Source organism: Bradyrhizobium sp. LLZ17, from assembly GCF_041200145.1.
Classification (GTDB): Bacteria; Pseudomonadota; Alphaproteobacteria; order Rhizobiales; family Xanthobacteraceae; genus Bradyrhizobium.
In genome coordinates this window covers 2,007,599-2,030,037 of the sequence record NZ_CP165734.1, presented here as the reverse complement: position 1 = coordinate 2,030,037, position 22,439 = coordinate 2,007,599, and the positions used below count along the sequence as shown (strand labels likewise).

The following is a 22,439-nucleotide window of genomic DNA, read 5'->3' as shown; positions in this document are numbered from 1 at the left end:
CCTTGCCTGCCGTTGAAGCCGCGGCGTATAATATTCCGATGGCTGTCAGCTCTCCCGATCTGAAAGCGTTCTTGCTCGCGACACCGTTCTTCGGTGGCCTTTCAGATGCCAGTCTCGACGTTTTGCTCCCCATGTTGGTTGAGCGCAGAGTCCAAGCAGGTCACATCGTTATAGCTCAAGGCGATCCCGGTCGGTCGATGTTCGTCGTCCATTCAGGAGAGCTTGAGGTACGCAGGCAAGGCAATTCGGGCGGGCTCATTCACACGGCTGATCTCGGGCCAGGGGATTTCTTTGGCGAGATGACCCTGATCGAAATGCAAAATCGATCGGCAACGGTGGTGGCAGCGACTGCAGCCGTGCTTTACGAACTTACAGCTCAAAATCTGTATACTTACTATAAGGCTGACACGCGCGCCTATGTCATAGTGCTTCAAAATGTTAACCGCGAGCTCTGTCGCCGCCTCCGTCGCGCGGATGAGCGTGTGGCGGAGCTGGTGGATCAGCTACGTCAATGAGCACTGGCCGATGAAGATCTGGGTTTTCATACCCACGTCAGGTCAGGACCGCATATCTCCTCTCGTCGCATCGTGGTCGCCACCGCGTACAAGGATGCGACGATCGACTTGAATCGCCGACGATTGGGTTCGAGGTATTCGATCAATTCGTCGAGCTCATCTTCGGTTGGGCGGTCTCGCTCGACCGAATTGCCGACAAGACCCGAATGCTTCGTTGCAAAGCGCGCTACCCGGACCTCTTCAGTCGAGAGGGTTTTGGTGACCCTCTGCGGTCAATACTGCGCTCCCGTCCTTGCGACGGCGGAAGGTCTCTGACACATAGCGGTTCTTACGGCGGACCTGGACGCTCCAGTTCCCGGAGGACAAGTGAGTGGGGCTGGCCATGGTAAATAGGGGTACAAACGTGTGCTAGTTTGGCGTGCGCACGTCATGCTTCAAGCTGTTGAGAGCATAAGGTAAATCATTGAAATCGCAATACTATCGCTTTTCCGTGGCCCCCATGATGGATTGGACCGACCGGCATTGCCGGGTGTTCCACCGTCAGCTGACGCGGCGGGCGCTGCTCTATACGGAGATGCTGACCACCGGCGCCGTGATTCATGGCGATCGGAGGCGGCTGCTCGGGTTCGATGCGGTCGAGCATCCGGTGGCGCTTCAGCTGGGTGGCTCGGATCCGCACGAGCTCGCGCTGGCGGCACGGATCGGCGAAGACTTTGGTTATGACGAGATCAATCTCAATGTCGGCTGCCCGTCGGATCGCGTGAAAGACGGCCGCTTTGGCGCGTGCCTGATGGCGGAGCCGCAGCTTGTGGCCAGGTGCGTCGATGCGATGAAGGCCGCCGTTGCCGTGCCCGTCACCGTGAAGTGTCGCATTGGCATCGATGACCAGGATCCGGAAGAGGCTCTCGATGCGCTTGCGCGCGCAGTTATCGCCGCGGGCTGCGACGCACTCATCGTGCATGCCCGGAAAGCCTGGCTCAACGGTTTGTCGCCGAAGGAGAACCGGGACATCCCGCCGCTCGATTATGATCGTGTCTATCGCCTCAAACGCGCGGTGCCCGATGTGCCCATCATCATCAACGGCGGCATCCTGAGCATCGACGAGGCGAAGGCGCATCTCGCGCATGTCGACGGCGCGATGCTTGGCCGGGCCGCCTATCAGGAGCCGTGGCGACTCCTCTCTGTCGATCCGGATATTTTTGACGAGGCGGCGCCGCATGCGACGATGCAGGACGCGCTCGAGGCGATGATGCCCTATATCGAGGCGCAGCTCGCGCGGGGCACGCGGCTGCACGCCATCACGCGCCACTTCGTCGGCGCATTCCACGCCGTGCCCGGCGCGCGCGCCTTTCGACGCCATCTCGCCGAGCACGGTACCAAGCAGGGGGCTGGTGTTGAGGTGCTGCGCGAGGCGATCGCGCGCGTTGGCGCCCGTGCACCGGCAGAGGCTGCCTAGCCGTAGCCGCCCGGAAGAGCTGGAACGCGAGTCCGGCCCTTCGTCGGCCGATCCTCAATCGACTGCCGTGCGCGCGCGTCGGTGGCTGCCCTGCAGCTCGGGATAGCCAGTGAGCATCAGTGTATCGGAATGCACGCCCCAGCTCTCCAGACGATCAAGGAAGCTCATGCCGAGCAGATTGGTCTTCATCTGCCCGCGCTGCACGACGAGGGCCGGCACTGACTTTTCGACGAGGTGTCCGACGGCAAGACGGTCGATCGTGAGCCGGGCCGCCTTGGTGTGGCCGCCCGCGGTCTCGAGATCGACGTCATATTCGAGCATCTCGAGCGGCAGCCCGATCGCCTTCGCGGTCTCCCAGGTGAGCACCACCGAGGTGGCGCCGGTGTCGATCACCATCGGTGCGGCGACGCCGTTGATCTTGGCGCGGAGCGCGAACTCGCCGCCCTGGCCGCGCTGAATTTGCACGGCAGGGACTGGGGACGCGGTCTGTCCGCGAAACATATGCGAGACTGTGTGGCTGGCGCGCGCGATCTGGTCAGGATCGCCATAGGCGACGACGGCACCGGCGGTGGCGGCCAGCATGATGAGAACGAGCAGGAAGCGGATCATCGCATGCTCCCGAAGCCGCGCAGCCTAGTCAGGTGCGCCGTGTCGATCCGGCGATCGGTTGCAATCCGGCTTCCGTCATGCGCGTCGGCAGCAGCGCCATCACTGCGAGCCGTTCCGCACTCTCCATCGCATGCCAGCGCGCTATCTCCGGCAAGGTGCGGCCGCAGCCGAAGCACAGCTTGGTCTGGGGATCGATCATACAGACGGCGATGCACGGGGTTTCTCTGCTCATCCTGGCATTTTGAGGGATTGTTGGGCATGTCTGCAAGCATGTGTTTAGGAGCCCGTGCCGGCGCTCATGATCGGCTTGTGGCGTGGCCTTCGTTTCTCGTCGGGAACGACGGAACTGTCCGGCTGGAGCGGCGGAGAATCCTCCGACAGCGGCGCCAGCGCGCTCATCACGCGCTCCGGCGGGAAGGTGACGATCACCTCGGTGCCGATGCGCAGCTTGGACTTCAGCGTGAACGTGCCGCCATGCAGGTCGATCAGGTTCTTCGCGATGGGCAGGCCGAGCCCTGCGCCCTGTTCGGCCGATTTGATCGAGTTGGAGCCCTGGCCGAACGAGGCGAGCACGACCGGAATCTCGTCCTCGGGAATTCCGGAGCCGGTATCCTTGACGGAGAGATATTGCCCGCCCGAGGCAGTCCAGCCCGCCTTGAGCCAGATCTCGCCGCCCTGCGGGGTGAACTTGATCGCGTTTGAGAGCAGATTGAGCACGACCTGACGGATCGCGCGCTCGTCGGCCCAGAGCCGCGGCATAGCCTGCTCGAACACCTCGTGAATGGTGATGCCGCGGCTCGAAGCGCGCAGCTTCATCAGGTGGTGACAGTCGGCAACGATGCCGACCAGCGACACCGCTTCCTCGTTCAACTCGTAGCGGCCGGCTTCGATCCGCGACAGGTCGAGGATCTCGTTGATGAGGTTGAGCAGGTGCACGCCGGAACTATGGATGTCGCCGGAATATTCCTTGTAGACCGGCACTGCATGCGCGCCAAAAATCTCGCTCTTCATCACTTCGGAGAAGCCGAGGATGGCGTTCAGCGGCGTGCGCAGCTCGTGGCTCATCTGTGCCAGGAAGCGCGATTTGGCGACGTTGGCGGATTCGGCGCGGTGCCGCGCCTCGTCCGAGATCGCCTTGGCCTGCTCGAGCTCGCCGATCAGCGCGTCCTTCTCGGCGCGCGCTTCGAGCGTTGCGAACGTCGAGGAGTGCAGCTGGTGTGCCAGCAGTATGAAATAGCCTTCAGCCGCGAGCGCCAGCGCGGCCAGGATGTAATTGTCCAGCGAACCGCTCATCGCAAAGCTCAGCGCCATCGCGACCGCAACAGGCGCGGTGGCGGCGAGGGCCGCGATCGGCAAATTGGCGGCGAGCATGCTCGATACTGCGATCACCAGCAGCATCAGGAACATCATCAGCGTTTCCGTGACCGTGTCGAGCACGGGATGGATCAGGATCGCCATCCAGCACAGGCCGTAGAGCAGGTCGAGCACGACGAAGCGTGTGCGCCAGGCGCGCGTGGCCGCGGGCGAGGCAGGCTCGGTCAGAAAGCGCCGGCAGCTGCGGATCATCGCGACGTGGATACAGAACATGCCGGCAGTCCAGGCCGCGGCCGGAATGGGCTGCATCCACAGCCCGAACAGCACGCCGGTGGCCACCACCAGCAGCATCACGACATAAGAGGCCGAGAGCCGCGTCTGCGCATATTGGCGCAGCAGCTCGGCGTCGAAGGCCGGCCGGGTTCCGCTGGTCGACGTTAACTTATCGCGCGCCTCGCGCACCCGCTGCGCCGCAGCCCTTCGGCTGCTCGCTGACGGAGCGCTGACTGGCTCGGCCGGAAGCTGCACAACCTCAGGCTTTTCAGCGGGGTTACTCATCAAGCAACACGATTCCTGCCCGCGTTGGACGCGGGCCTTCTGCATTGTCTATCTCTGGCAAGAAATCGTTAAGAGCTGACTTAAGGAGCTAAAGAATTACGTTAACGGGGTGTTAATTTTGAACTGGCGAGTGCCTTCAGTGCAGCCAAGCATGCTGCGCGACGTAGACCACCGCGCCTGCCAGATATCCCGCCAGCGCCGGCACCGCGATGCGGCGTGCGTACCAGAAGAACTCGATCTTCTCGAGGCCCATCGCAGCGACGCCTGCGGCCGAGCCGATGATCAGGATCGAGCCGCCGGTGCCGGCGCAATAGGCGATGAACTCCCAGAGGAAGCTGTCGGGCGGATAATGTGCGAGGTCGTACATGCCCATGGTCGCGGCCACCAGCGGCACGTTGTCGATGACGGCGCTGAGCAAGCCAAGCACGACCACGATGACGTCCTGGCGGCCGAGCGTGGCGTCCAGCCATTTGGCCAGCATCGACAGCAAGCCGGTATGTTCGAGACTGGCGACCGCGAGCAGAATCCCGACGAAGAACACGATCGAGCCCATGTCGATCCGCGTCAGCGCATGCGCGAGCGAGAGCGGACGGCGCACATGCTCGTCCTTGTCGCGATGCACGATCTCGCCGACCAGCCAGACGATGCCAAGCCCGAGCAGGACGCCCATGAATGGCGGCAGATGCGTGACGGTCTTGAAGGCGGGCACCGCGATCAGTACGCCGAGTCCGAGACAGAACATCAGGTTTCGCTCGAACCGGTTTACCGCGAGCAATCCGTTGTCTTTGGGCGGCGCCGAGATGGTCTTGCCCTTCAGCGAAAGGCTGATGAAGGCGAGCGGCACGAGCAGATTGATCAGCGAGGGCAGCAGCACCGCGCCCATGATCTTGAGCGGCGAGATCTGCCCGCCGATCCACAGCATGGTCGTGGTGACGTCGCCGATCACGGTCCACGCACCGCCGGCATTGGCGGCGATGACGACGAGGGAGGCGAACAACAGCCGGTCCTCGCGCCGCGCGATCAGCCGCTGGATCAGCGAGATCATGACGATGGTCGTCGTCAGATTGTCAAGGATCGAACTCAGGAAGAACGCCACGAAGCCGACCAGCCACATCAGCTTGGCCTGGCTGGTGGTGCCGATGCGGGAGGTGATGACCTCGAAGCCGTCATGGGCGTCGATCACCTCGACGATGGTCATCGCCCCGATCAGGAAGAACACGATCTGTGCGGTGGAGGCGACGGACTCGTCGAGCTGACGGCCGACCAGTACGTGATCGCCGGTCGCAGTCGCGTAGATTGTCCAGAGCAGGCCCGCGCCGAGCAGCGCAGACGCGCTCTTGTTGATCCCGATCGGATGCTCGAGCGCGATCGCCGCATAAGCGAGGACGAAGATGACGGCGAGCGCGATCAGCAAGGCGGGGTCAGTCTGTCAGTGTCAGCGATTAAGGCGCGCGAGCAGGCTGGACGTGTCCCACCGCTTGCCGCCCATCTTCTCGACCTCGGCATAGAACTGGTCGACCAGCGCGGTGACCGGCAGATTGGCGCCGTTGCGGCGGGCTTCCGCGATGCAGATCGAGAGGTCCTTGCGCATCCATTCCACCGCAAAGCCGAAATCGTACTTGTCGTCGTTCATGGTCTTGTAGCGGTTCTCCATTTGCCAGGACTGCGCCGCGCCCTTGGAGATGGTGTCGATGACGGCCGCGACATCAAGACCCGATTTCTTGGCGAAATGAATGCCCTCGGAGAGGCCCTGCACCAGGCCTGCGATGCAGATCTGATTGACCATTTTCGTCAGTTGGCCGGAGCCGGCGGGTCCCAGCAGCTTGCACATCCGCGCATAGGCCGCGATCACCGGTTCGGCGCCGGCATAAGCGTCCGCGGTACCGCCGCACATCACCGTCAGCACGCCGTTTTCGGCCCCGGCCTGGCCGCCGGACACAGGCGCGTCGATGAACTTGAAGCCGGCTTTGGCCGCGGCGGCATCGAGCTCGCGCGCGACTTCGGCGGAGGCGGTGGTGTGGTCGACGAAGGTCGCGCCCTTCTTCATCCCGGCAAAGGCGCCATCGGGGCCGATCGTGACCGCGCGCAGATCGTTGTCGTTGCCGACGCAGCACATCACGAAATCCTGGCCCTCGGCAGCCGCCTTCGGGGTCGCCGCGGTCTTGCCGCCGAACTTGTCCGCCCACTCCTTCGCCTTGGCGGCGGTACGGTTATAGACGGTGACCTCATGGCCCCCTTTTTTCACGAGGTATCCGGCCATGGGGAAGCCCATCACGCCGAGACCGAGGAAAGCGACTTTAGCCATGTGTAATACCTTGTCCGTAGTTTGGGTTTTACGGTTCTTGCCGGGGCGAGGGGGGCCCGGTTCCGCTATGAGGGCGGATTAGGGGCGCACCATAAACCCTTGAGGCGAGAGGGCAACGGCTTCGTTTGGCGGCCTGTTGTGCTAGGATGGCGAACCTCAAGGACTTCAAAACTAGGGAGCGAAGCATGGGTGTGGGTTTCGGCGGCGTGAGTGTTGGCGTCCTCGATCATTTCAACATCCGGACCCGGAATCTGGCCGAGACGGTCCGCTTCTACGAGGACGTGCTGGGCCTGGAAAACGGCGCCCGGCCGAATTTCGCCTTCCCCGGCGCCTGGATGTACAGCGAGGACAAGCCGGTGGTGCACCTCGTCGATATTTCGCCGACCTCGGAGCCACAAAAGCCGGATTCCGGCGTTGTCCACCACGTCGCCTTTGTCAGCCGTGGCTTTGACGGCATGAAGCAGCGGCTGGCGTCCAAGGGGATGAAATTCGAGTCCCGCCAGGTGCCCGGCGGCGACCTCTGGCAGATCTTCGTCCACGACCCCAACGGGGTGATGATCGAGCTCAATTATGAGGCGGCGAAGGAGCAGGGGGCGGCGCCCGCCGAGATGGCTGACGATATCGGCAGGCAGTAGCCTTTTGAGCGTTTCCGCTCTAATGGGGCACATCTTGAATGCAGGAGATGCGCTTTGAGCGTGACGCAGCAACAGGTTCTCGACAGCCTCGGCCGGATCAAGTCGCCGCGCGGGGTCGCGCTCACCAACGCCAATGTGCTGAGCGCGATCAGCGCCGCTGACGGCAAGGTGTTCTTCTCGATCAATGTCGATGCCGCCGAGGCGCGGGCCTGGGAATCCGTCCGGGCCGAAGCCGAGGCCGCCGTGCGCGCCATTCCCGGCGTCACCACCGTGATGGTGGCGCTCACCGCCGAGCGCAAGGCGGGCGCTACACCGCCGCCGCCACCAACGCCGAGCCGCGGCACGCCGGGCGTGCAGCCGGTCCACGCCCATAAGCCGCCGCAGGGCGGCGGGTCGCCGATGGCGCGGCAGTCGGAGATTCCGGGCGTCGCCGCCGTGATCGCGGTCGCTTCGGGCAAGGGCGGCGTCGGCAAGTCGACCACGGCGCTCAACCTGGCGCTGGGGCTGCGCGACCTCGGCCTCAAGGTCGGGCTGCTCGATGCCGACATCTACGGCCCCTCGGTGCCGCGGCTGACGGGGCTGCACGAGAAGCCGGAGCTGGACAGTGATCGCAAGATGATTCCGCTCAGGCGTTTCGGCCTCGCGATCATGTCGATCGGCTTCCTGGTCGAGGAAGAGACCGCGATGATCTGGCGCGGGCCGATGGTGATGTCGGCGGTGACGCAGATGCTGCGCGATGTCCAATGGGGCGAGCTCGACGTGCTCGTCGTCGACATGCCGCCGGGCACCGGCGACGCCCAGCTCACGCTGGCGCAGAACGTGCCGCTGAAGGGCGCCGTCATCATCTCGACCCCGCAGGATCTCTCTTTGATCGATGCGCGGCGCGGGCTTGCCATGTTCAGGAAGGTCAACGTGCCCGTGCTCGGCATCGTCGAGAACATGAGCTATTTCCAGTGCCCGCATTGCGGCACGAAATCGGACATCTTTGGCCATGGCGGCGCGCGCCACGAGGCCGAGAAGCTGGGAGTACCGTTCCTGGGCGAAGTCCCGCTGCACATGGCGATTTGCGCCAGCTCGGATGCCGGTAGTCCGGTCGTCGACAGCGAGCCGGACGGCCCCCATGCGGCGATCTACCGCGCCATTGCGGGGCAGGTCCGGGACCAGCTCAAGGGCGTCATCGCCGCGGCCTGAGCCGGTCTTCCCGGGACATGCGACTTTCGTACGGTCCCGTCATGCCATTGTCGCGTTCCGCAATGGCGGCTTCCGTGTTAAAGGCCACGGCAGTCAAGCCTCTTCGGTGCGACGCGGCTTTGAACGCGTCGCCGAAATGAGTGGCGGCAAAAGAGATGTTGAGGGGAAACGCCCCAGCAAGGAGAGAGCAGAAGATGAAGCGTCGTGAATTCTTGAAAGTGTCGGCAGCAGGCGCGGCGGCGACCGCCGCGGTGGCCTCGCCGGCAATCGCGCAATCCTCGCCCGAGGTGAAGTGGCGCCTGACGTCGAGCTTTCCGAAGTCGCTCGATACCATCTATGGCGGCGCCGAGCAGTTGGCGAAGTACGTCGCCGAAATGACTGACAACAAATTCCAGATTCAGGTCTTCCAGGCCGGCGAAATCGTTCCCGGCCTGCAGGCGCTGGACGCGACGCAGAAGGGCACCGTCGAGATGTGCCACACTGTGTCGTATTACTACGTCGGCAAGGACCCGACCTTTGCAATCTTCGCGTCGGTGCCGTTCGGCCTCAATGCGCGCCAGCAGAATTCCTGGCTCTACCAGGGCGGCGGCAACGAGCTCGCCAACGAGTTCTTCAAGAAGACCAACGTGGTTGGCTTCCCCTGCGGCAACACCGGCACGCAGATGGGCGGGTGGTTCCGCAAGGAGATCAAGACGGTCGCCGATCTCTCCGGCCTGAAATTCCGTATCGGCGGTATCGCCGGCCAGGTGCTCCAGAAAGTCGGCGTGGTGCCGCAGCAACTCGCGGGCGGCGACATCTATCCGTCGCTGGAAAAGGGCACCATCGACGCCGCCGAATGGGTCGGCCCCTATGATGACGAGAAGCTCGGCTTCGCCAAGGTCGCCAAGTATTACTACTATCCGGGTTTCTGGGAGGGCGGCCCGACCGTCCACGCCTTCGCCAATATCGACAAGTGGAACGAGCTGCCGAAGAACTACCAGGCGATCCTCACCAACGCGACCGTCAACACCAACACCTGGATGGCGGCGCGCTACGACATGCTGAACCCCACGGCGCTCAAGCGTCTGGTGGCCGGCGGCACCCAGCTTCGTCCCTTCACCAACGAGGTGTTGGAGGCCTGCCTCAAGGCCACCAACGAGCTTTGGGGCGAGATCTCGGCCAAGAACCCCGACTTCAAGAAGTCGATCGACGCCATGCAGGCCTACCGCTCCGACGAATATCTGTGGTGGCAGGTCGCCGAATACACCTACGACAGCTTCATGATCCGCTCGCGCACCCGCGGCTGATCGTTCGAGCAGGTCGCAACAGAACAGAGCCCGGCCTCCTTCGCGAGGCCGGGCTTTTTCTTTGCGGCGGTGCATCCGCATGGTGCCGAACAAAAAACATCGAAAACAACCCCATGCACAGTAGAAATGGGGCGAGGGCGCGTTGCGCTGTGGGGCATGCCACAGCTTGAGCCGTCGAGCAAAATCAACGAGAAGCGGCAATGGCCGTGCAGCATTGGCCGGCGCGACGATTTGCCTGATCGCGAGCTGTCCGCAATGACATCGGTGTTTGGCGCGCGTCTGCTGCCACATCGTCATTCGAGCGGAGCGAAGCAATCCAGAATCTTTCCGCGAAGCGAGTCTGAATTGCTTCGCTGCGCTCGCAATGACGGGGGATGGAACTGGGCTCGGGCCCGTTGCTTCGTTTGCGAGCGAGTCGCGAACCCGTTTGACTCGTCGGGCAAAACAGTGGCATGAAGCTATCATCGCATATTCCGAAATTGGCGCAGCGGATGCTTGGAGCTGGCGATGAGGTACGACTTCAAGGCTAGCCAGTTCGATTAGCTTATCGTTGAGACGGACTTGCCGGCAAATCGGCGCGATGCGGCGCGATGAGCAACAGACGACCAATTCCATGAACTGACGGCTGCTTTTCAGCGGCACCGTACCAGGTCAGGTTGATCAGCCGACGTTCCCCGGTCGCCATGACTAGCGTCCCTGCCGTAGAGCCTCTACGGGATCAAGCCGCGCGGCGCGCCATGATGGATAGAGGGTCGCAAGGAACGACAGGATCAACGCCATGATCACCACCGCGGCGCTCTCTGTGAGATCGATCTCCGCGGGCAGCTTGGACAGAAAATAGAGCTTCGGCGGGAACAAGTCGGTGCTCGTCAGCCAGGACATGAATTTGCGGATCGATTCGATGTTGACGCAAACGAGAAGCCCGACGACGAAGCCGACGAGCGTCCCCGTCACGCCAATCGAAGCACCGGCGATCATGAAAGTCCGCATGATCGCTCCTCGCGATGCTCCCATGGTCCTGAGGATTGCGATATCGATGGTCTTGTCCTTCACCAGCATGATCAGGCCCGACACGATATTCAGCGCGGCCACGAGAACGATCAGGCTCAGGATCAGGAACATCACGTTGCGCTCAACTTCAAGCGCGCTGAAGAACGTGGAATTGCGCTGCCGCCAGTCGACCAGGAGGATCGGCCGGCCGGCAGCGTCGGCCACCGTCTTGCGAAACAGATCGATGCGATCGGGATTGGCCGTGAAAACCTCGATTGCCGTCACGTCATGATCGCGGTTGAAAAAGGCCTGTGCCTCCGTGATCGGCATGAAAATGATGCCTGCGTCATATTCGGACATGCCGATCTCGAACACGGCCGTGACCTGGTATTTCTTGATACGCGGCATGACGCCCATTGGCGTGACCGCGCCGTGCTGCGCAACGAGTGTGATGCTGTCGCCGAGATGAACCGAGAGTTGGTCGGCCAGTCCCTGGCCAATCGCGAGACCCTGGCCCTCGTCAAAGCCCGCGATTGTCCCGCGTTTGATGTTGCTGGCGAACGAAGGAAGCTGCTGCAGATCGAGGGCGCGAATGCCGCGCACCAGGATGCCGGAGGCGTTGGACGACGATGCCAATGCCGGGCCGTCAACGACGGGCACTGCAAAGCGAACGCCCTGCACCTGATTGATGCGGTCGGTCACGTCTTTCCAATCGGTCAATGGGGCTTCCAGCGGCTGGATCAGAATATGTCCGTTGATTCCGGAGAATCTTGCCGAGGAGCTCTTTGCGGAAGCCGTTCATCACTGCCATGACGATGATCAGCGTGGCGACCCCAAGCAAGATACCCAGAAACGAAAACCCGGCGATGACCGAGATGAAGCCTTCCTTACGGCGCGCCTTCAGATAACGTGCAGAGAGCATCCATTCAAACGGTGCAAAGGGTCGGGTTTGCGGCGGCTCCGTCACGGTCTCTTCCGTCATGCGAGAAGACCGCCATTCTGTCCTGTTGTGGTCGGATTCGCTACCGTGGCTTGTGGCTCCATAGTAGGCTTGCGGCTCAAAAGCGAATTCTCCTCGGGAAGACCGTAGGATGGGTAGAGCGAAGCGAAACCCATCATCCAGTCCCGGGTGACTGCCGTCGTTGTCGTCTCGAGTTGATTTGCCGATGGGTTTCGCTTCGCTCTACCCGTCCTACGTGTGCTGCGCCCACATCGTCATTGCGAGCGGAGCGAAGCAATCCAGAATCTTTCCGCGGAGGCACTCTGGATTGCTTCGCTCCGCTCGCAATGACGAGGGGATGGAGCTGGCCTCGGCCCCCTTGCTTCGTATCAGGTAGGCTAACGCGAATGACCTTTGCTTCTCGCCCAAAAGCTATTTCCCAATCGGGATTATAGGGGACAACGACTACGCTCGTCTCACCAATATGACTGCACCGCCAAAAAGCGGCAATGGGCGCTATTGGCCCGAACGCGAAGTCACGCCGAGCCCCTTCTCTTCGGCTCATCGGGGGTGCGCCGGAAGCGAACGGACGGCGGCCGGAACGATCGCTCACGAATGTTCTCGGACAGGAGCGATCGCAAACATATTCGGCGGAATGTTCTCCAAGGCCTTCCAGACCTTCGATTTAGACGGCTAGACTGCGACGATGTTCCGACCCTCGGGAGCAGTCATGCAAAGACGCGAGTTCATCGGGCTCATCGGCGGAGCGGCCGCATCGCCGCTCGCGGCGGCAGCGCAGCAAAAGTCGATGCCGGTGATCGGGTTCCTAAGTCCCGGCCCGCCGGAAGCAGGTGGACCGCTCCTGGGCGGGTTCCGTCTGGGACTGAGCGAAGCCGGTTATACCGAAGGACAAACCGTCGCCATCGAATATCATTGGGTCGAAGCCAATGAGCGGCTTGCAGCAACGGCTGGTGACCTCGTCGGCCGCAAGGTCGATCTGATAGTTGCCATCACCGATCCCGTTGCGCGAAGCACGCAAACCGCTTCTTCGACGACCCCAATCGTTTTCTTCATCGGCGGCGATCCCGTTGCAAATGGCCTCGTCGCGAGCCTGGCGCGCCCGGGCGCAAATCTCACCGGCGTCACCGTGTTCGGAGACGAGCTCAATCCCAAACGGTTGGAGCTGGCGTGTGAGCTGGTTCCGGACGCGAAAGTCATTGCGCTGCTCATCAACCCCAACAACCCATCACGTGCGGTTTCCGCCAAATCCGCCGACATGCAGCAAGCGGCGCGCTCTAAAGCAGTACAGCTTCGTATCGTGAATGCCACTTCCGAGAGCGAGATCGACGCCGCCTTTGCCAGCCTGGCCGAATTGCAGGCACGCGCACTCATCATCGACACCGACCTTTTCCTTTTTGGCCAGCGCGCGCAGATCGGAGCCTTGGCCGCACGGCACTCCGTTCCGGCGATCTACTACCGGCGTGAATTCGTCGCGGCGGGGGGCCTGATCAGCTATGGGCCGAGCTTTGCTGCGGCGTATCGTCAGGCTGGCATTTACGCCGGAAAGGTCCTCGGCGGCACCAAGCCCGCCGATCTGCCGGTGCTTCAGCCGACGAATTTCGAACTGATCATCAATACCAAAGCCGCCAAGGCGCTCGGCCTCGCGGTGCCACAGGCTTTGCTCGCCCGTGCCGACGAGGTGATTGAATAACGAGTTTGCGCGCCGGGGCATGAGTCCGCTTGTTGGCTTGCGCGGCGACTTCGCCCACAGTGCGCGTGGGCACCTGTTTCGAGAACATTGACTTGGATCAAGACTGCCTCCGGTCAAAGACACGAGCCTTGTGCCTTCGAGGAACTGTCCAATGCGCACCTTGGTTCTAACGATCTTGACGTTGGGAATCGTTTTCGCAGCGGGGCACGCTCAGGCTCAGACCTATGATCCGGCTTTTCCCGTTTGCCTGCACGTCGTCCGTCGGGGAGGCGGTTCTTATTATCGATGCGCCTACCATACGATCGATCAATGCAGGGCAACGGCTAACGGTCAGACCTGCGACCTCAACCCATATTATGCCGGTACCAAGGGCGCGGCGAAACGGATTAATCCGCGATATCATCGCCAAGTCGGATCAAGCTTTCCCGTGCCTGCTGCTGCCGGATACCACGCGCGAGCTGAGCTGCCTATCCACGGCCGGGCTGGATCATGCAATCATGGCATCGAATGCTATTACGGGGCTTGCCTGGGTTACGCGCCCGGCGAAAAAGAACTTTTTGTCCAGAGTGTGAGATCTAACCTGTAGCGGTAGCACTTCATTGAGCCTCGAACTCGCAGAGAGCAGGCCCGAGTCCGTTTGCGCCGACGCCCCTGATCCTTCGAAAAAACCGCAAGCCCACAGAGCCCGGCCGCCCACCGAGGCCGGGCTTTTTGTTTGCCGCAGTGCGATCACGGTGGCATTCGGCCGGGCCTTGCGCCATGCTGTTCCCCAAGCCTCGGCAAGAAGGCCCACAATCACAATCCATCAGGGTAGGAAATCATGAAGAGAAGAGACTTCATCAAGGTCACCGGACTTGGTGCGGCCGGCGCCGCGACGCTTGCCGCTCCGGCGATTGCGCAGTCGATGCCGGAGATCAAATGGCGCATGCCGACGAGTTGGCCGAAATCGCTCGACACGCTTTATGGCGGTGCCGAGATGATGGCCAAGATGGTGGCGGAAGCGACCGACAACAAATTTCAAATCCAGACGTTCGCGGGCGGCGAAATCGTGCCTGGGCTCCAGGTGCTCGACGCCGTGCAGAACGGCACCTGTGAAATCGGTCACACGGCGTCTTACTACTATTTCGGCAAGGACCCGACCTTCACCTTCGGTTCGTCCGTGCCGTTCGGGCCGAACATGCGCATCAACCAGGCCTGGTACATGCTGGGCGGCGGCCGGGAGATCCTCAACGAGTTCTACAAGAAGTACAACGTCGTCTCGCTGCTCGCCGGCAACACCGGCTGCCAGATGGGCGGCTGGTTCCGCAAGGAAGTGAAGACGCCCCAGGACTTCAACGGGCTCAAATTCCGCATCGGCGGATTTGCCGGTCGGGTGTTGCAGAAGCTCGGCGCAGTGCCGCAGCAGATCGCCGGAGGCGACATCTATCCCGCGCTGGAGAAGGGCACCATCGACGCCGCCGAATGGGTTGGCCCGTATGACGACGAGAAGCTCGGCTTCGTCAAGGTCGCGCCGCACTATTACTTCCCGGGTTGGTGGGAAGGCGGACCGATCCTGCTCGCCTTCGTCAACCAGGACAAGTGGAATGCGCTGCCGAAATACTACCAGAGCATTCTCGAGCAGGCAGGGCACGCTTCCAACAACTGGATGATGGCGAAGTACGACCAGTCCAATCCGCCGGCGTTGCGGCGCTTGCTCGCGGCGGGCGCCAAGCTGCATCCGTTCTCGCCCGAGGTCATGCAGGCCTGCTTCAAGGCGGCAAAGGAACTGCACGCCGAAGTTTCGGCCACGAATGCGGACTTCAAGAAGGTGTACGATTCGCTGACCGCCTTCTCGAACAACGGCTATCAGTGGTTCCAGGTGGCCGAAGTCGGCTACGACAATTTCATGGCGCGCAACTCGCAAAGCTGACGCTTGCGCGTTCCGAGTTGACGAACAGCGCCCCGGGGCTACGGCCTCGGGGCTCTGCCAAGAGGTTGCCGCGGAGCCGCTTGCAGGCGACTTGTCGGATGCCGATCAAACTTGGGGACGAGCCCTCAGCCGTCATTCACCAAACAGCCATCGACGCAAAGGCTGCGGCAGCAGATAGATACCACGCGTATCGATCAGGCGAAACCGATCGGCAGATGATCCGGTGTGCGCGTATCGCCACACAAAGATCGCCGAAAGCAAAAGCCAGAAGCCCCAAACTCCATATTGGACCGGACGGTTCCAAAGGTCCGAAGCGGCGCTCACCCCGATCAGAGCGAGAAAGCCCAAGAAGATGATCCATGTTGTCGGGCGGCGGCTCATCGATTAACTCACTGCTCGGATCGTCCTATATACGCAAGACGTGGAGTTCTGGGATTCAAACGTCGGTGATGGGTCCGACATTGTCCTGCTGCTCTCATGGATGCCCATTGGGCCCCGAGCCGAAGTACGCGGTGGCGATGTTCTCGACCAGTCTGCCCGTGGTCGGGATGCCGGTTCAGTTGTCATTATTTATTTCCACGGCAATATCTCGCCGAACCCTGCGTTTGAACCGAAGAGGCCGCGATCTTTTCCCAGGTGGACGAGCTCGCCGTAATACCTGGTGTCCAGTTGGTCGGCCAGAGCGAAGTCCAGCAGCAATTCGGCGGCTGCTTCCGGCGACTTGGCGCGGCTCATGTCGGAGAAGTACGGCCGAGAGGCGCCTGTGTCGATCAGACCGGGCGAGATCGCGCAAAGCATGATTCCTCGGGCGAGATCGGCCGTGCGCCGTTGCTGCGCCAGGGCGCGGACTGCCGCGACCTGACCGATCTTCGACGGAATGTTGATCCAGCCGGGCCAGGCTTCGCCTCCGGCTCGGCCTTCGCGAACGGCGTCGCGCCAGGCGAGGACGGCGGCATCGACATCATCCAATGTGGCGCGGTTCTCGAATCGTGGATGAAGCGCCGGCGCAAGCGCCCGAAGTGAGCCGGCACGACTGGCGATAACGAGGAGCCGGCCACGATCGAGCAGCAATGGCGCGAAATTCCGCAGGATATTCGTCGTGCCGAGATTGTTGGCTGCGACATAGGCGTCGATGACGTTGGCAGGGTCGTCGGCCGGCGTCACGCGCCGATAGTGGTTCGACAGGACGAGATCGATACCGCCATGGGCTTGATGAATCGCGCGTGCGAGGCGCTCCACGCTCGGCCGATCCGCTACGTCGAGAACTTCGCCTCTGATTTCCGCGCGGCCGCCGCGTGCAAGCTCGGCGGACTCCTGGACACGGGCGGGGTCGCGGCCCGTCAGATAAACGACGTCGCCAGCGCCCAGGCGCGCACCGAGACCTTTCGCAAGAAAGAATCCCAAATTCCGGGTGGCGCCGGTAATTAGTGCAACTTTTGTCATGTCTCTGATCCTATGTTGCCTTGACGGCTGAACGCAGTCGATGCTCCGGAGGACGGTTCACAGCTGTCATCCGTGCGGCTAGGTGCGCGTTCGCTTTTTGCGGCGCATGCGGCGATGAGGCGAGACTGCGGGACGCTCGCCTCTGGCCACCCATTCGTCATAGAACTCGATCTTGGCCTCGATCAGCGCCAGTGCGTCGCGCCAGCGCGCGATCGTTTCTTGAACGCGGGTGCGATGACCGCGAAGAAGCTCGCGTCGCTGGTTCAATGTGGCTGAGCCCTGCTTGACGAGGTCCGTGTAAGCGCGCATTTGCGCGATCGACATGCCGGTGCAGCGCAACCGCTCCATCAGGTCGAGCCACCCGATGTGCTGCGCGGTGTAGACGCGGCGCCTGGCATGATCGCGGGTGACACCCGGCATCAAGCCTTGCGCTTCGTACCACCGGATGGTGTGGACGCTGCGGCCGGTGCGGCCTGCGATATCGCCGATATGCAAATCATTTGACATGTGGCGCCTCGGAGATCGGGCGGTGCTCAGGGATTGCACCGCGGTTTTGAGCAGAGCTGTTCGATTCCGTTCTTTCAGTCAACTTGGCGAGTTCGCCGCGCAGAAGCCAGGCCTCGCACCGGCCGTCCGTGACCTCTGTCTACGATCTAGAGTGCACTCTATGGCAACAGCAAAAATTCGTGCTTCAAATCCGCGCGCGCGTGCCGGCGACCTCGATCTCGCCATCACGGGATAGGTCAGCCCAGGGTCATTGCGGCACCTGAAATCACCCCGTCGGGCAAAGGTTCATCGCCAGTTTCGGCAGCAGCCTTCCGGGCACGGAGCCAGACGGTGCCAGGCCGATATCATAGGCTCCCATGCGACGGTAAAGGGAGCCGCATCGGGATCCGCCTCGATGGTCAGCCGCTTTGCACCAACTTGTCTTGCGCCGTCGATGGCCCAGGCGAGCAGAGCCTGACCGGTGCCGCTGCGGAGCGCGTTGGGCTCGACGAATAGTTTCAGCAGATGAGCTTCATCATGGCTGACTCTTAGCTGTGCGACGCCCATTGTCTTGCCGTTATGTTCGGCAACCGCGATGCGCGTCGCCTCCAGATCGCGCGTCTCAAAAGACAGCTCGCCGCGACAGGCTTTCATGAACGCCTCGTCGTAGCCCCAGAGGGCTTTTGACCTGAAACACAGATCGGAAAGTCCGGCTAGCTCATCGATCGTCGCGGGACGGATTGTCAGAGGCACGCTAAACCTCCTTCGGCTTGGGAGCACCGTAGCAGAGTTTGAAAACGCCTTGGTGGTCGCGAGCTGTGATTGTAGCTCACAAGCTGTCTTGCTAGAATCTCACCATCCCAGGCTGAGTGACCGCCCCGGGTCGGCAGCGGAATGTTTGAACTGGCGGGTTGCGAGCACCGGCGCGGCTTACGCCAACCTGACAAACGCGCGCGCCAGGCCGCCGCGTGTTTTTTCGCTGGCCGAGGCGCCTCGAATGGTGGAAGAGAGCGAAGCTGCGGCGGCAGCGGCGCAGTGACACCAGAACGTCCGGCGGGAATGCGATGCGTCTTTTGATCGTCGAGGACAATGCCGAGCTGTCGCGGCTGGTCGCGGCCGGACTGGCGGCGGCGGGCTATGAGAGCGATATCGTCGGCAGCGTGGGGGACGCGCGCGAGGCGGTGCACAATGTCAGCTATGCCGCCATGATCCTCGACCTTGGCCTGCCCGACGGCGACGGCCTGTCGGTGCTGCGCGAGCTGCGCCGCCAGATGGAACCGCTGCCGGTGATGGTGCTGACCGCGCGCGGCGGCCTGCAGGACCGCGTCAGCGGACTGCGCAGCGGGGCCGACGACTATCTCGCAAAGCCGTTCGCGATGGAGGAACTGGTGGCGCGGCTGGAGGCGATCCTGCGCCGTCCGGGCCAGTTGCTCGGCCGTTCGCTGCGCCTGGCCAATCTCGTCTACGACACCGAGAGCCGCCAGATCTTCGTCGACGACCAGCCACGGATCATCTCGTCGCGCGAGACCTCGGTGCTGGAGATCCTGCTGCGGCGGCAGGGGCGGGTGGTGCCGAAAAAGAACGTTGAGGACCACATCTTCGGGCTCGACGGCGAGGTCGCCTCCAACGCAGTCGAGGTCTACGTCTCGCGGCTCCGCAAGCAGCTCACCGAGCACGGGGCCAAGGTCGTGATCTACACCATCCGCGGCGTGGGCTACATGATGTCCGAGGAGAAATAGCGTGAGCGCCGCCGGCTTCTTTGCCAGGTCGCCGACGTTCAAATCGCTGATCTCGCGCATCGTGTTTATGCACATCGTCGCGGTCGCGGTGGTCGCGATCTTTCTGCCGCTGGTGCTGTTCTGGTTGCTGAATTCGGAGGTCGACCAGCTGCATCGCGAGGCCATGCGGGCCCAGGCCGAAGCGCTCGCGGAGCGCATCGTCCGGCAACCGGACGGCACGCTGGCGTTCCATCTGCCGGACAGCCTGCGCGGGCTCTATTCGGATGCCTACGGCCGCTACCAGTACGACATTCGCGATGGCGAGGGTAGGTTGCTGTTTTCCTCGCACAGGCGTGACGCCGCAGCGTCGGCGCCGCGACTATCGGACACCATTTCCGGAGGCGCCGTCACCCGGACCGTCGATGGCCAGACCGTGCGTGTCGCGGTCGCCGAGGATCTGGCGCATCGCGACGTCATCATCGACGACATCATCTCGAATTTTTTCCGGCGGGTGGGATGGATCACCATTCCGATCCTCTTGATCCTGCTCGCCGCCGACATCGTCATCTTCCGCCGCGCGATCGCGCCGTTGTGGAAGGCTTCGGAGGAGGCCAGCAATATCGGCCCGGCGCGTACCGACATCCGCCTGCCGACCGAGCAGATCCCGCGCGAGATCATGCCGCTGGTCACCGCCGTCAACCAGGCGTTGGATCGTCTCGAGGACGGTTTTCGCGTGCAACGCCAGTTTACCGCCGACGCCGCCCATCAATTGCGCACGCCGCTCGCGATCCTGCGCACGCGGATCGAGACGCTTGGCGACGGCGCCGCGCGGCAGGCGCTGCATGCCGACGTCGATGGCATGAGCCGCATCGTCGCCCAGCTCCTCGAGATCGCCGAGCTCGACACGCTCGTGCTCGATCCCGGCGAGACCGCGGATCTGCGCGACGTCTGCGCCGAAGTCGTCGGCGCAATCGCGCCGTTCGCGATCGCCCAGCGCAAGGACATCGCGCTGAGGGGGAGCGACACGCCGGTGATGATCCTCGGCAATTGCGAGATGTTGCAGCGCGCGATCTACAACCTCGCCGAAAACGCCGTCAAGTTTACTGCGCAGAACACGTCGGTCGATGTCGTCGTGAGTGACGACGGTGTGGTGCGGGTGCGCGATTGCGGTCCCGGCGTCGCGGAGGGCGAGCGCGAGCTGATCTTCCAGCGCTTCTGGCGCCGCGACCGCCAGCGCAGCGACGGCGCAGGCCTGGGGCTCTCGATCGTGCGCGCCGTCGCCGACGACCACGCTGCGACGGTTGCGGTGGAAAACCTCCCCACCGGCGGCGCGGAGTTCACGCTGCGGTTCAGGCTGGCCGACAAGGTCTTCTCAGCACCCGCCTAGAGCGGATCGTCTCATTCGACACGCACGCGTGCGCACGCACCAGTTCCGTAATCGGAAGTCGCCGCTCCGTTCGATCCTGCCAAACATTTTGAGAGAAGTGCGATGAGCGCCCGCGCTCGCCTCTTCCGGCCATCGCGATGGCGTGCTATTTTAAATTGTTCGTTGGTTTTGCGCAACTGGAATGAAAACGACCGGGAACACAAATCATGCATCGTCTATGTTTCATCAGCGCGGCCGCAAGGGTTGCTGTCGCGGCTGCTGCCACGCCCGCCATGGCAACGCAGTGCACAAGCTTGCAAACGCTCGCTCTGGAGCAGACGACCATCACGTCGGCGAGTGATGTCATCTCCGGCGTGTTCGCCATTCCAGGCACCAACCCGGCGCAGTACATCACGGGGTTACCAACGTTTTGTCGCGTCACGGCGACGATCGCGCCCACGGCCGACTCCTCGATCAAGATCGAGGTCTGGCTGCCGGAAAGCACATGGGGCGGACGATTTCTCGGTCTCGGAAGTGGCGGGTTCGGCGGCTTCATCGACTACGGCTCTCTCGCCTTTCGCCTCAAAGCCGGATATGCGGTCGCCAACACCGGTCTCGGCACCGGCGTCTCGGGGTGCACCAATTATTTCTGCGGTTCCAACGGCAATCAGGGCAACACGCTCGCAATTGCGTTAGGGGAGCCGGCCCATCCGACCGCCGGTCTCTATGGGCACCCGGAACGGATCACGGATTTCGGCCATCGGGCGATTCACCTGATGACAGTGCAGGGCAAGGCGATCACCGCGGCGTTCTATCAGCGGAACGCGGACAAGAGCTATTTCTTCGGTTGCTCGACCGGCGGCCAGAACGCGTTGATGGAGGCGCAGCGCTATCCTGATGACTACGACGGCATCGTGGCCGGCGCAGCGCCCTTCAACCGCTCACGGTCGTATGGATCAACGCCTTATGGGTGGCAGATCGCGCACGCAACTCCTGGAAGGCTCATGCAGAGCGGCCAGATGTCATTGATCAACAAGGCGGTGCTGGCGCACTGCGCCGGCCGGGATGGCGGGGTCAACACCGACCAATTCTTGTCGGATCCGCGCGACTGCCATTTCGATCCAAAGGTTCTGCAATGTACGGGCGGTAACCTTCCGCCGGCGTGCCTTACCGCCGAGCAGGTCACGCGGATGCAGAGTTACTACGCCGGCGCTATCGATCCCGTGAACGGCGATGTGGTCTTTCCCGCCTATTCGCGCGGCACCGAGATTGAAGACGTCAGCGCTCTCGGCATCATGGCAAAGCAGCAGCTTCCGGAGCCGCTCTCTGACGGCCCCTTATATTGGGTGTTCGGTCCAGGCTTCGGCCAGCCGGGCAGTGTCATCAACTACACGAATTTCGACATTCACCGCGATCTCAAGGCCGTGGACGACCAACTCGCCGAGCCGCTGAATGCCAACAGCACCGATCTCAGCGCGTTCCGCGCGCATGGTGGCAAGCTGATCATGTATCATGGTTGGGCCGATCAGGGTGTTCCGTCGCAAGTCAGCATCAACTATTTCAATGCGCTCGTGGAGCACGACAGGCGCGATTTCGAGCCCTCTCGGCCTCATGTCGAGGAGGCGCTGTTCGATCGCAGGGGCGGCAGGCGATCGGCGCTGGAGAGGACCCAGAGCTATGCCCGGCTTTACATGGTTCCCGGCATGCATCACTGCACCGGCGGACCCGGTCCCAACTCCTTTGCTCTGCTGCCCTCGCTCGTGAACTGGGTCGAGAACGGCACGGCGCCGGATGCGGTCACCGCGACCAAATATGTCAACGACACTCCGCCCAATGTGCAGATGACGCGGCCGCTTTGCGTGTTTCCGAAAATCGCGAGATACAATGGAAGCGGCAGCACGAACGACGCGGCGAGCTTCACTTGCATTTCCGACGAGCATGACTTCAACCAGAAGCCGGCTCCGCAGTACGGGCCCTGATCACTGGCTCCCTGTTCGGAGAGGAGAC

The 22,439-nt window shown here is 62.5% G+C and carries 20 protein-coding genes and 1 pseudogene; 11 read left to right on the top strand and 10 right to left on the bottom strand.

Annotated features, from left to right (window positions below; all coding sequences use genetic code 11):
- Positions 1 to 38: 38 nt before the first annotated feature.
- Positions 39 to 515: a cyclic nucleotide-binding domain-containing protein gene (locus tag AB8Z38_RS10215; RefSeq protein WP_369726795.1), complete on the top strand. Its 477-nt coding sequence runs from the start codon at positions 39 to 41 to the stop codon at positions 513 to 515.
- A gap of 463 nt (positions 516 to 978) precedes the next feature.
- The gene (dusA, locus tag AB8Z38_RS10210) at positions 979 to 1,971 is read left to right on the top strand and encodes a tRNA dihydrouridine(20/20a) synthase DusA (RefSeq protein ID WP_369724742.1); all 993 of its coding nucleotides are present in this window, start codon (positions 979 to 981) and stop codon (positions 1,969 to 1,971) included.
- Positions 1,972 to 2,025: 54 nt separating this feature from the next.
- On the opposite strand, the gene AB8Z38_RS10205 is transcribed toward dusA, so the two are convergent.
- From AB8Z38_RS10205 to AB8Z38_RS10185, 5 genes are all read right to left on the bottom strand, one after another.
- Complete coding sequence (locus tag AB8Z38_RS10205) at positions 2,026 to 2,580, bottom strand: TIGR02281 family clan AA aspartic protease (RefSeq protein WP_369724740.1); 555 nt, start codon at positions 2,578 to 2,580, stop codon at positions 2,026 to 2,028.
- A 28-nt stretch (positions 2,581 to 2,608) separates the two neighbouring features.
- Entirely contained in the window at positions 2,609 to 2,812 is a 204-nt protein-coding gene (locus AB8Z38_RS10200; protein ID WP_369724739.1) for a DUF1289 domain-containing protein, read from the bottom strand.
- Positions 2,813 to 2,856: 44 nt separating this feature from the next.
- The gene (locus AB8Z38_RS10195; RefSeq protein ID WP_369724737.1) at positions 2,857 to 4,452 is read right to left on the bottom strand and encodes a sensor histidine kinase; all 1,596 of its coding nucleotides are present in this window, start codon (positions 4,450 to 4,452) and stop codon (positions 2,857 to 2,859) included.
- Between the two features lie 136 nt (positions 4,453 to 4,588).
- On the bottom strand, positions 4,589 to 5,866 hold the full coding sequence (nhaD, locus tag AB8Z38_RS10190; RefSeq protein WP_369724735.1) for a sodium:proton antiporter NhaD: 1,278 nt from the start codon (positions 5,864 to 5,866) through the stop codon (positions 4,589 to 4,591).
- Between the two features lie 21 nt (positions 5,867 to 5,887).
- Complete coding sequence (locus AB8Z38_RS10185; RefSeq protein ID WP_369724733.1) at positions 5,888 to 6,757, bottom strand: NAD(P)-dependent oxidoreductase; 870 nt, start codon at positions 6,755 to 6,757, stop codon at positions 5,888 to 5,890.
- Between the two features lie 185 nt (positions 6,758 to 6,942).
- On the opposite strand from AB8Z38_RS10185, the gene AB8Z38_RS10180 reads away from it, so the two are divergent.
- The 3 genes from AB8Z38_RS10180 (at position 6,943) to AB8Z38_RS10170 (ending at position 9,869) form a co-directional block, all read left to right on the top strand.
- Complete coding sequence (locus tag AB8Z38_RS10180; protein WP_369724731.1) at positions 6,943 to 7,392, top strand: VOC family protein; 450 nt, start codon at positions 6,943 to 6,945, stop codon at positions 7,390 to 7,392.
- Between the two features lie 54 nt (positions 7,393 to 7,446).
- A complete protein-coding gene (locus AB8Z38_RS10175; RefSeq protein WP_369724729.1) occupies positions 7,447 to 8,583 on the top strand; it encodes a P-loop NTPase in 1,137 nt (378 codons plus the stop codon).
- 194 nt (positions 8,584 to 8,777) lie between these two features.
- Positions 8,778 to 9,869, top strand: coding sequence for a TRAP transporter substrate-binding protein (locus tag AB8Z38_RS10170; RefSeq protein WP_369724728.1), 1,092 nt, complete (start codon positions 8,778 to 8,780; stop codon positions 9,867 to 9,869).
- A 687-nt stretch (positions 9,870 to 10,556) separates the two neighbouring features.
- Here the strand turns inward: AB8Z38_RS10170 and AB8Z38_RS10165 are convergent.
- A pseudogene (locus AB8Z38_RS10165) lies at positions 10,557 to 11,841 on the bottom strand (lipoprotein-releasing ABC transporter permease subunit).
- 688 nt (positions 11,842 to 12,529) lie between these two features.
- Between AB8Z38_RS10165 and AB8Z38_RS10160 the strand changes: the two are divergent.
- The 3 genes from AB8Z38_RS10160 to AB8Z38_RS10150 all read left to right on the top strand — a co-directional run bounded on the left by AB8Z38_RS10160 (position 12,530) and on the right by AB8Z38_RS10150 (position 15,419).
- Positions 12,530 to 13,510: an ABC transporter substrate-binding protein gene (locus AB8Z38_RS10160; protein WP_369724726.1), complete on the top strand. Its 981-nt coding sequence runs from the start codon at positions 12,530 to 12,532 to the stop codon at positions 13,508 to 13,510.
- A gap of 151 nt (positions 13,511 to 13,661) precedes the next feature.
- Positions 13,662 to 14,096 carry a DUF3551 domain-containing protein gene (locus tag AB8Z38_RS10155; RefSeq protein ID WP_369724725.1) on the top strand — a complete coding sequence of 145 codons (435 nt, stop codon included), beginning with the start codon at positions 13,662 to 13,664 and terminating at the stop codon, positions 14,094 to 14,096.
- A 234-nt stretch (positions 14,097 to 14,330) separates the two neighbouring features.
- On the top strand, positions 14,331 to 15,419 hold the full coding sequence (locus AB8Z38_RS10150; protein ID WP_369724723.1) for a TRAP transporter substrate-binding protein: 1,089 nt from the start codon (positions 14,331 to 14,333) through the stop codon (positions 15,417 to 15,419).
- A 132-nt stretch (positions 15,420 to 15,551) separates the two neighbouring features.
- Here AB8Z38_RS10150 and AB8Z38_RS10145 read toward each other — a convergent pair whose 3' ends face one another.
- The 4 genes from AB8Z38_RS10145 to AB8Z38_RS10130 form a co-directional block, all read right to left on the bottom strand.
- Entirely contained in the window at positions 15,552 to 15,800 is a 249-nt protein-coding gene (locus AB8Z38_RS10145) for a hypothetical protein (RefSeq protein ID WP_369724721.1), read from the bottom strand.
- Positions 15,801 to 15,989: 189 nt separating this feature from the next.
- Entirely contained in the window at positions 15,990 to 16,862 is an 873-nt protein-coding gene (locus tag AB8Z38_RS10140) for an SDR family NAD(P)-dependent oxidoreductase (RefSeq protein WP_369724719.1), read from the bottom strand.
- A 78-nt stretch (positions 16,863 to 16,940) separates the two neighbouring features.
- Positions 16,941 to 17,369, bottom strand: a complete 429-nt coding sequence (locus AB8Z38_RS10135; protein ID WP_369724717.1) for a MerR family transcriptional regulator — start codon at positions 17,367 to 17,369, stop codon at positions 16,941 to 16,943.
- Positions 17,370 to 17,654: 285 nt separating this feature from the next.
- Positions 17,655 to 18,101: a GNAT family N-acetyltransferase gene (locus AB8Z38_RS10130; RefSeq protein ID WP_369724715.1), complete on the bottom strand. Its 447-nt coding sequence runs from the start codon at positions 18,099 to 18,101 to the stop codon at positions 17,655 to 17,657.
- A gap of 311 nt (positions 18,102 to 18,412) precedes the next feature.
- On the opposite strand from AB8Z38_RS10130, the gene AB8Z38_RS10125 reads away from it, so the two are divergent.
- The 3 genes from AB8Z38_RS10125 to AB8Z38_RS10115 all read left to right on the top strand — a co-directional run bounded on the left by AB8Z38_RS10125 (position 18,413) and on the right by AB8Z38_RS10115 (position 22,411).
- Positions 18,413 to 19,087: a response regulator gene (locus tag AB8Z38_RS10125; protein WP_369724713.1), complete on the top strand. Its 675-nt coding sequence runs from the start codon at positions 18,413 to 18,415 to the stop codon at positions 19,085 to 19,087.
- 1 nt (position 19,088) lies between these two features.
- Positions 19,089 to 20,453, top strand: a complete 1,365-nt coding sequence (locus tag AB8Z38_RS10120; RefSeq protein ID WP_369724712.1) for an ATP-binding protein — start codon at positions 19,089 to 19,091, stop codon at positions 20,451 to 20,453.
- Between the two features lie 293 nt (positions 20,454 to 20,746).
- On the top strand, positions 20,747 to 22,411 hold the full coding sequence (locus AB8Z38_RS10115; protein WP_369724710.1) for a tannase/feruloyl esterase family alpha/beta hydrolase: 1,665 nt from the start codon (positions 20,747 to 20,749) through the stop codon (positions 22,409 to 22,411).
- Positions 22,412 to 22,439 lie beyond the last annotated feature (28 nt).

Excerpts from the sequence above, each read along its gene's own strand:
- AB8Z38_RS10215 (WP_369726795.1), top strand. The coding sequence starts at position 39 with ATGGCTGTCAGCTCTCCCGATCTGAAAGCGTTCTTGCTCGCGACACCG.
- AB8Z38_RS10205 (WP_369724740.1), bottom strand. The coding sequence starts at position 2,580 with ATGATCCGCTTCCTGCTCGTTCTCATCATGCTGGCCGCCACCGCCGGT.
- AB8Z38_RS10200 (WP_369724739.1), bottom strand. The coding sequence starts at position 2,812 with ATGAGCAGAGAAACCCCGTGCATCGCCGTCTGTATGATCGATCCCCAG.
- AB8Z38_RS10195 (WP_369724737.1), bottom strand. The coding sequence starts at position 4,452 with ATGAGTAACCCCGCTGAAAAGCCTGAGGTTGTGCAGCTTCCGGCCGAG.
- AB8Z38_RS10185 (WP_369724733.1), bottom strand. The coding sequence starts at position 6,757 with ATGGCTAAAGTCGCTTTCCTCGGTCTCGGCGTGATGGGCTTCCCCATG.
- AB8Z38_RS10180 (WP_369724731.1), top strand. The coding sequence starts at position 6,943 with ATGGGTGTGGGTTTCGGCGGCGTGAGTGTTGGCGTCCTCGATCATTTC.
- AB8Z38_RS10170 (WP_369724728.1), top strand. The coding sequence starts at position 8,778 with ATGAAGCGTCGTGAATTCTTGAAAGTGTCGGCAGCAGGCGCGGCGGCG.
- AB8Z38_RS10160 (WP_369724726.1), top strand. The coding sequence starts at position 12,530 with ATGCAAAGACGCGAGTTCATCGGGCTCATCGGCGGAGCGGCCGCATCG.
- AB8Z38_RS10155 (WP_369724725.1), top strand. The coding sequence starts at position 13,662 with ATGCGCACCTTGGTTCTAACGATCTTGACGTTGGGAATCGTTTTCGCA.
- AB8Z38_RS10150 (WP_369724723.1), top strand. The coding sequence starts at position 14,331 with ATGAAGAGAAGAGACTTCATCAAGGTCACCGGACTTGGTGCGGCCGGC.
- AB8Z38_RS10145 (WP_369724721.1), bottom strand. The coding sequence starts at position 15,800 with ATGAGCCGCCGCCCGACAACATGGATCATCTTCTTGGGCTTTCTCGCT.
- AB8Z38_RS10140 (WP_369724719.1), bottom strand. The coding sequence starts at position 16,862 with ATGACAAAAGTTGCACTAATTACCGGCGCCACCCGGAATTTGGGATTC.
- AB8Z38_RS10135 (WP_369724717.1), bottom strand. The coding sequence starts at position 17,369 with ATGTCAAATGATTTGCATATCGGCGATATCGCAGGCCGCACCGGCCGC.
- AB8Z38_RS10125 (WP_369724713.1), top strand. The coding sequence starts at position 18,413 with ATGCGTCTTTTGATCGTCGAGGACAATGCCGAGCTGTCGCGGCTGGTC.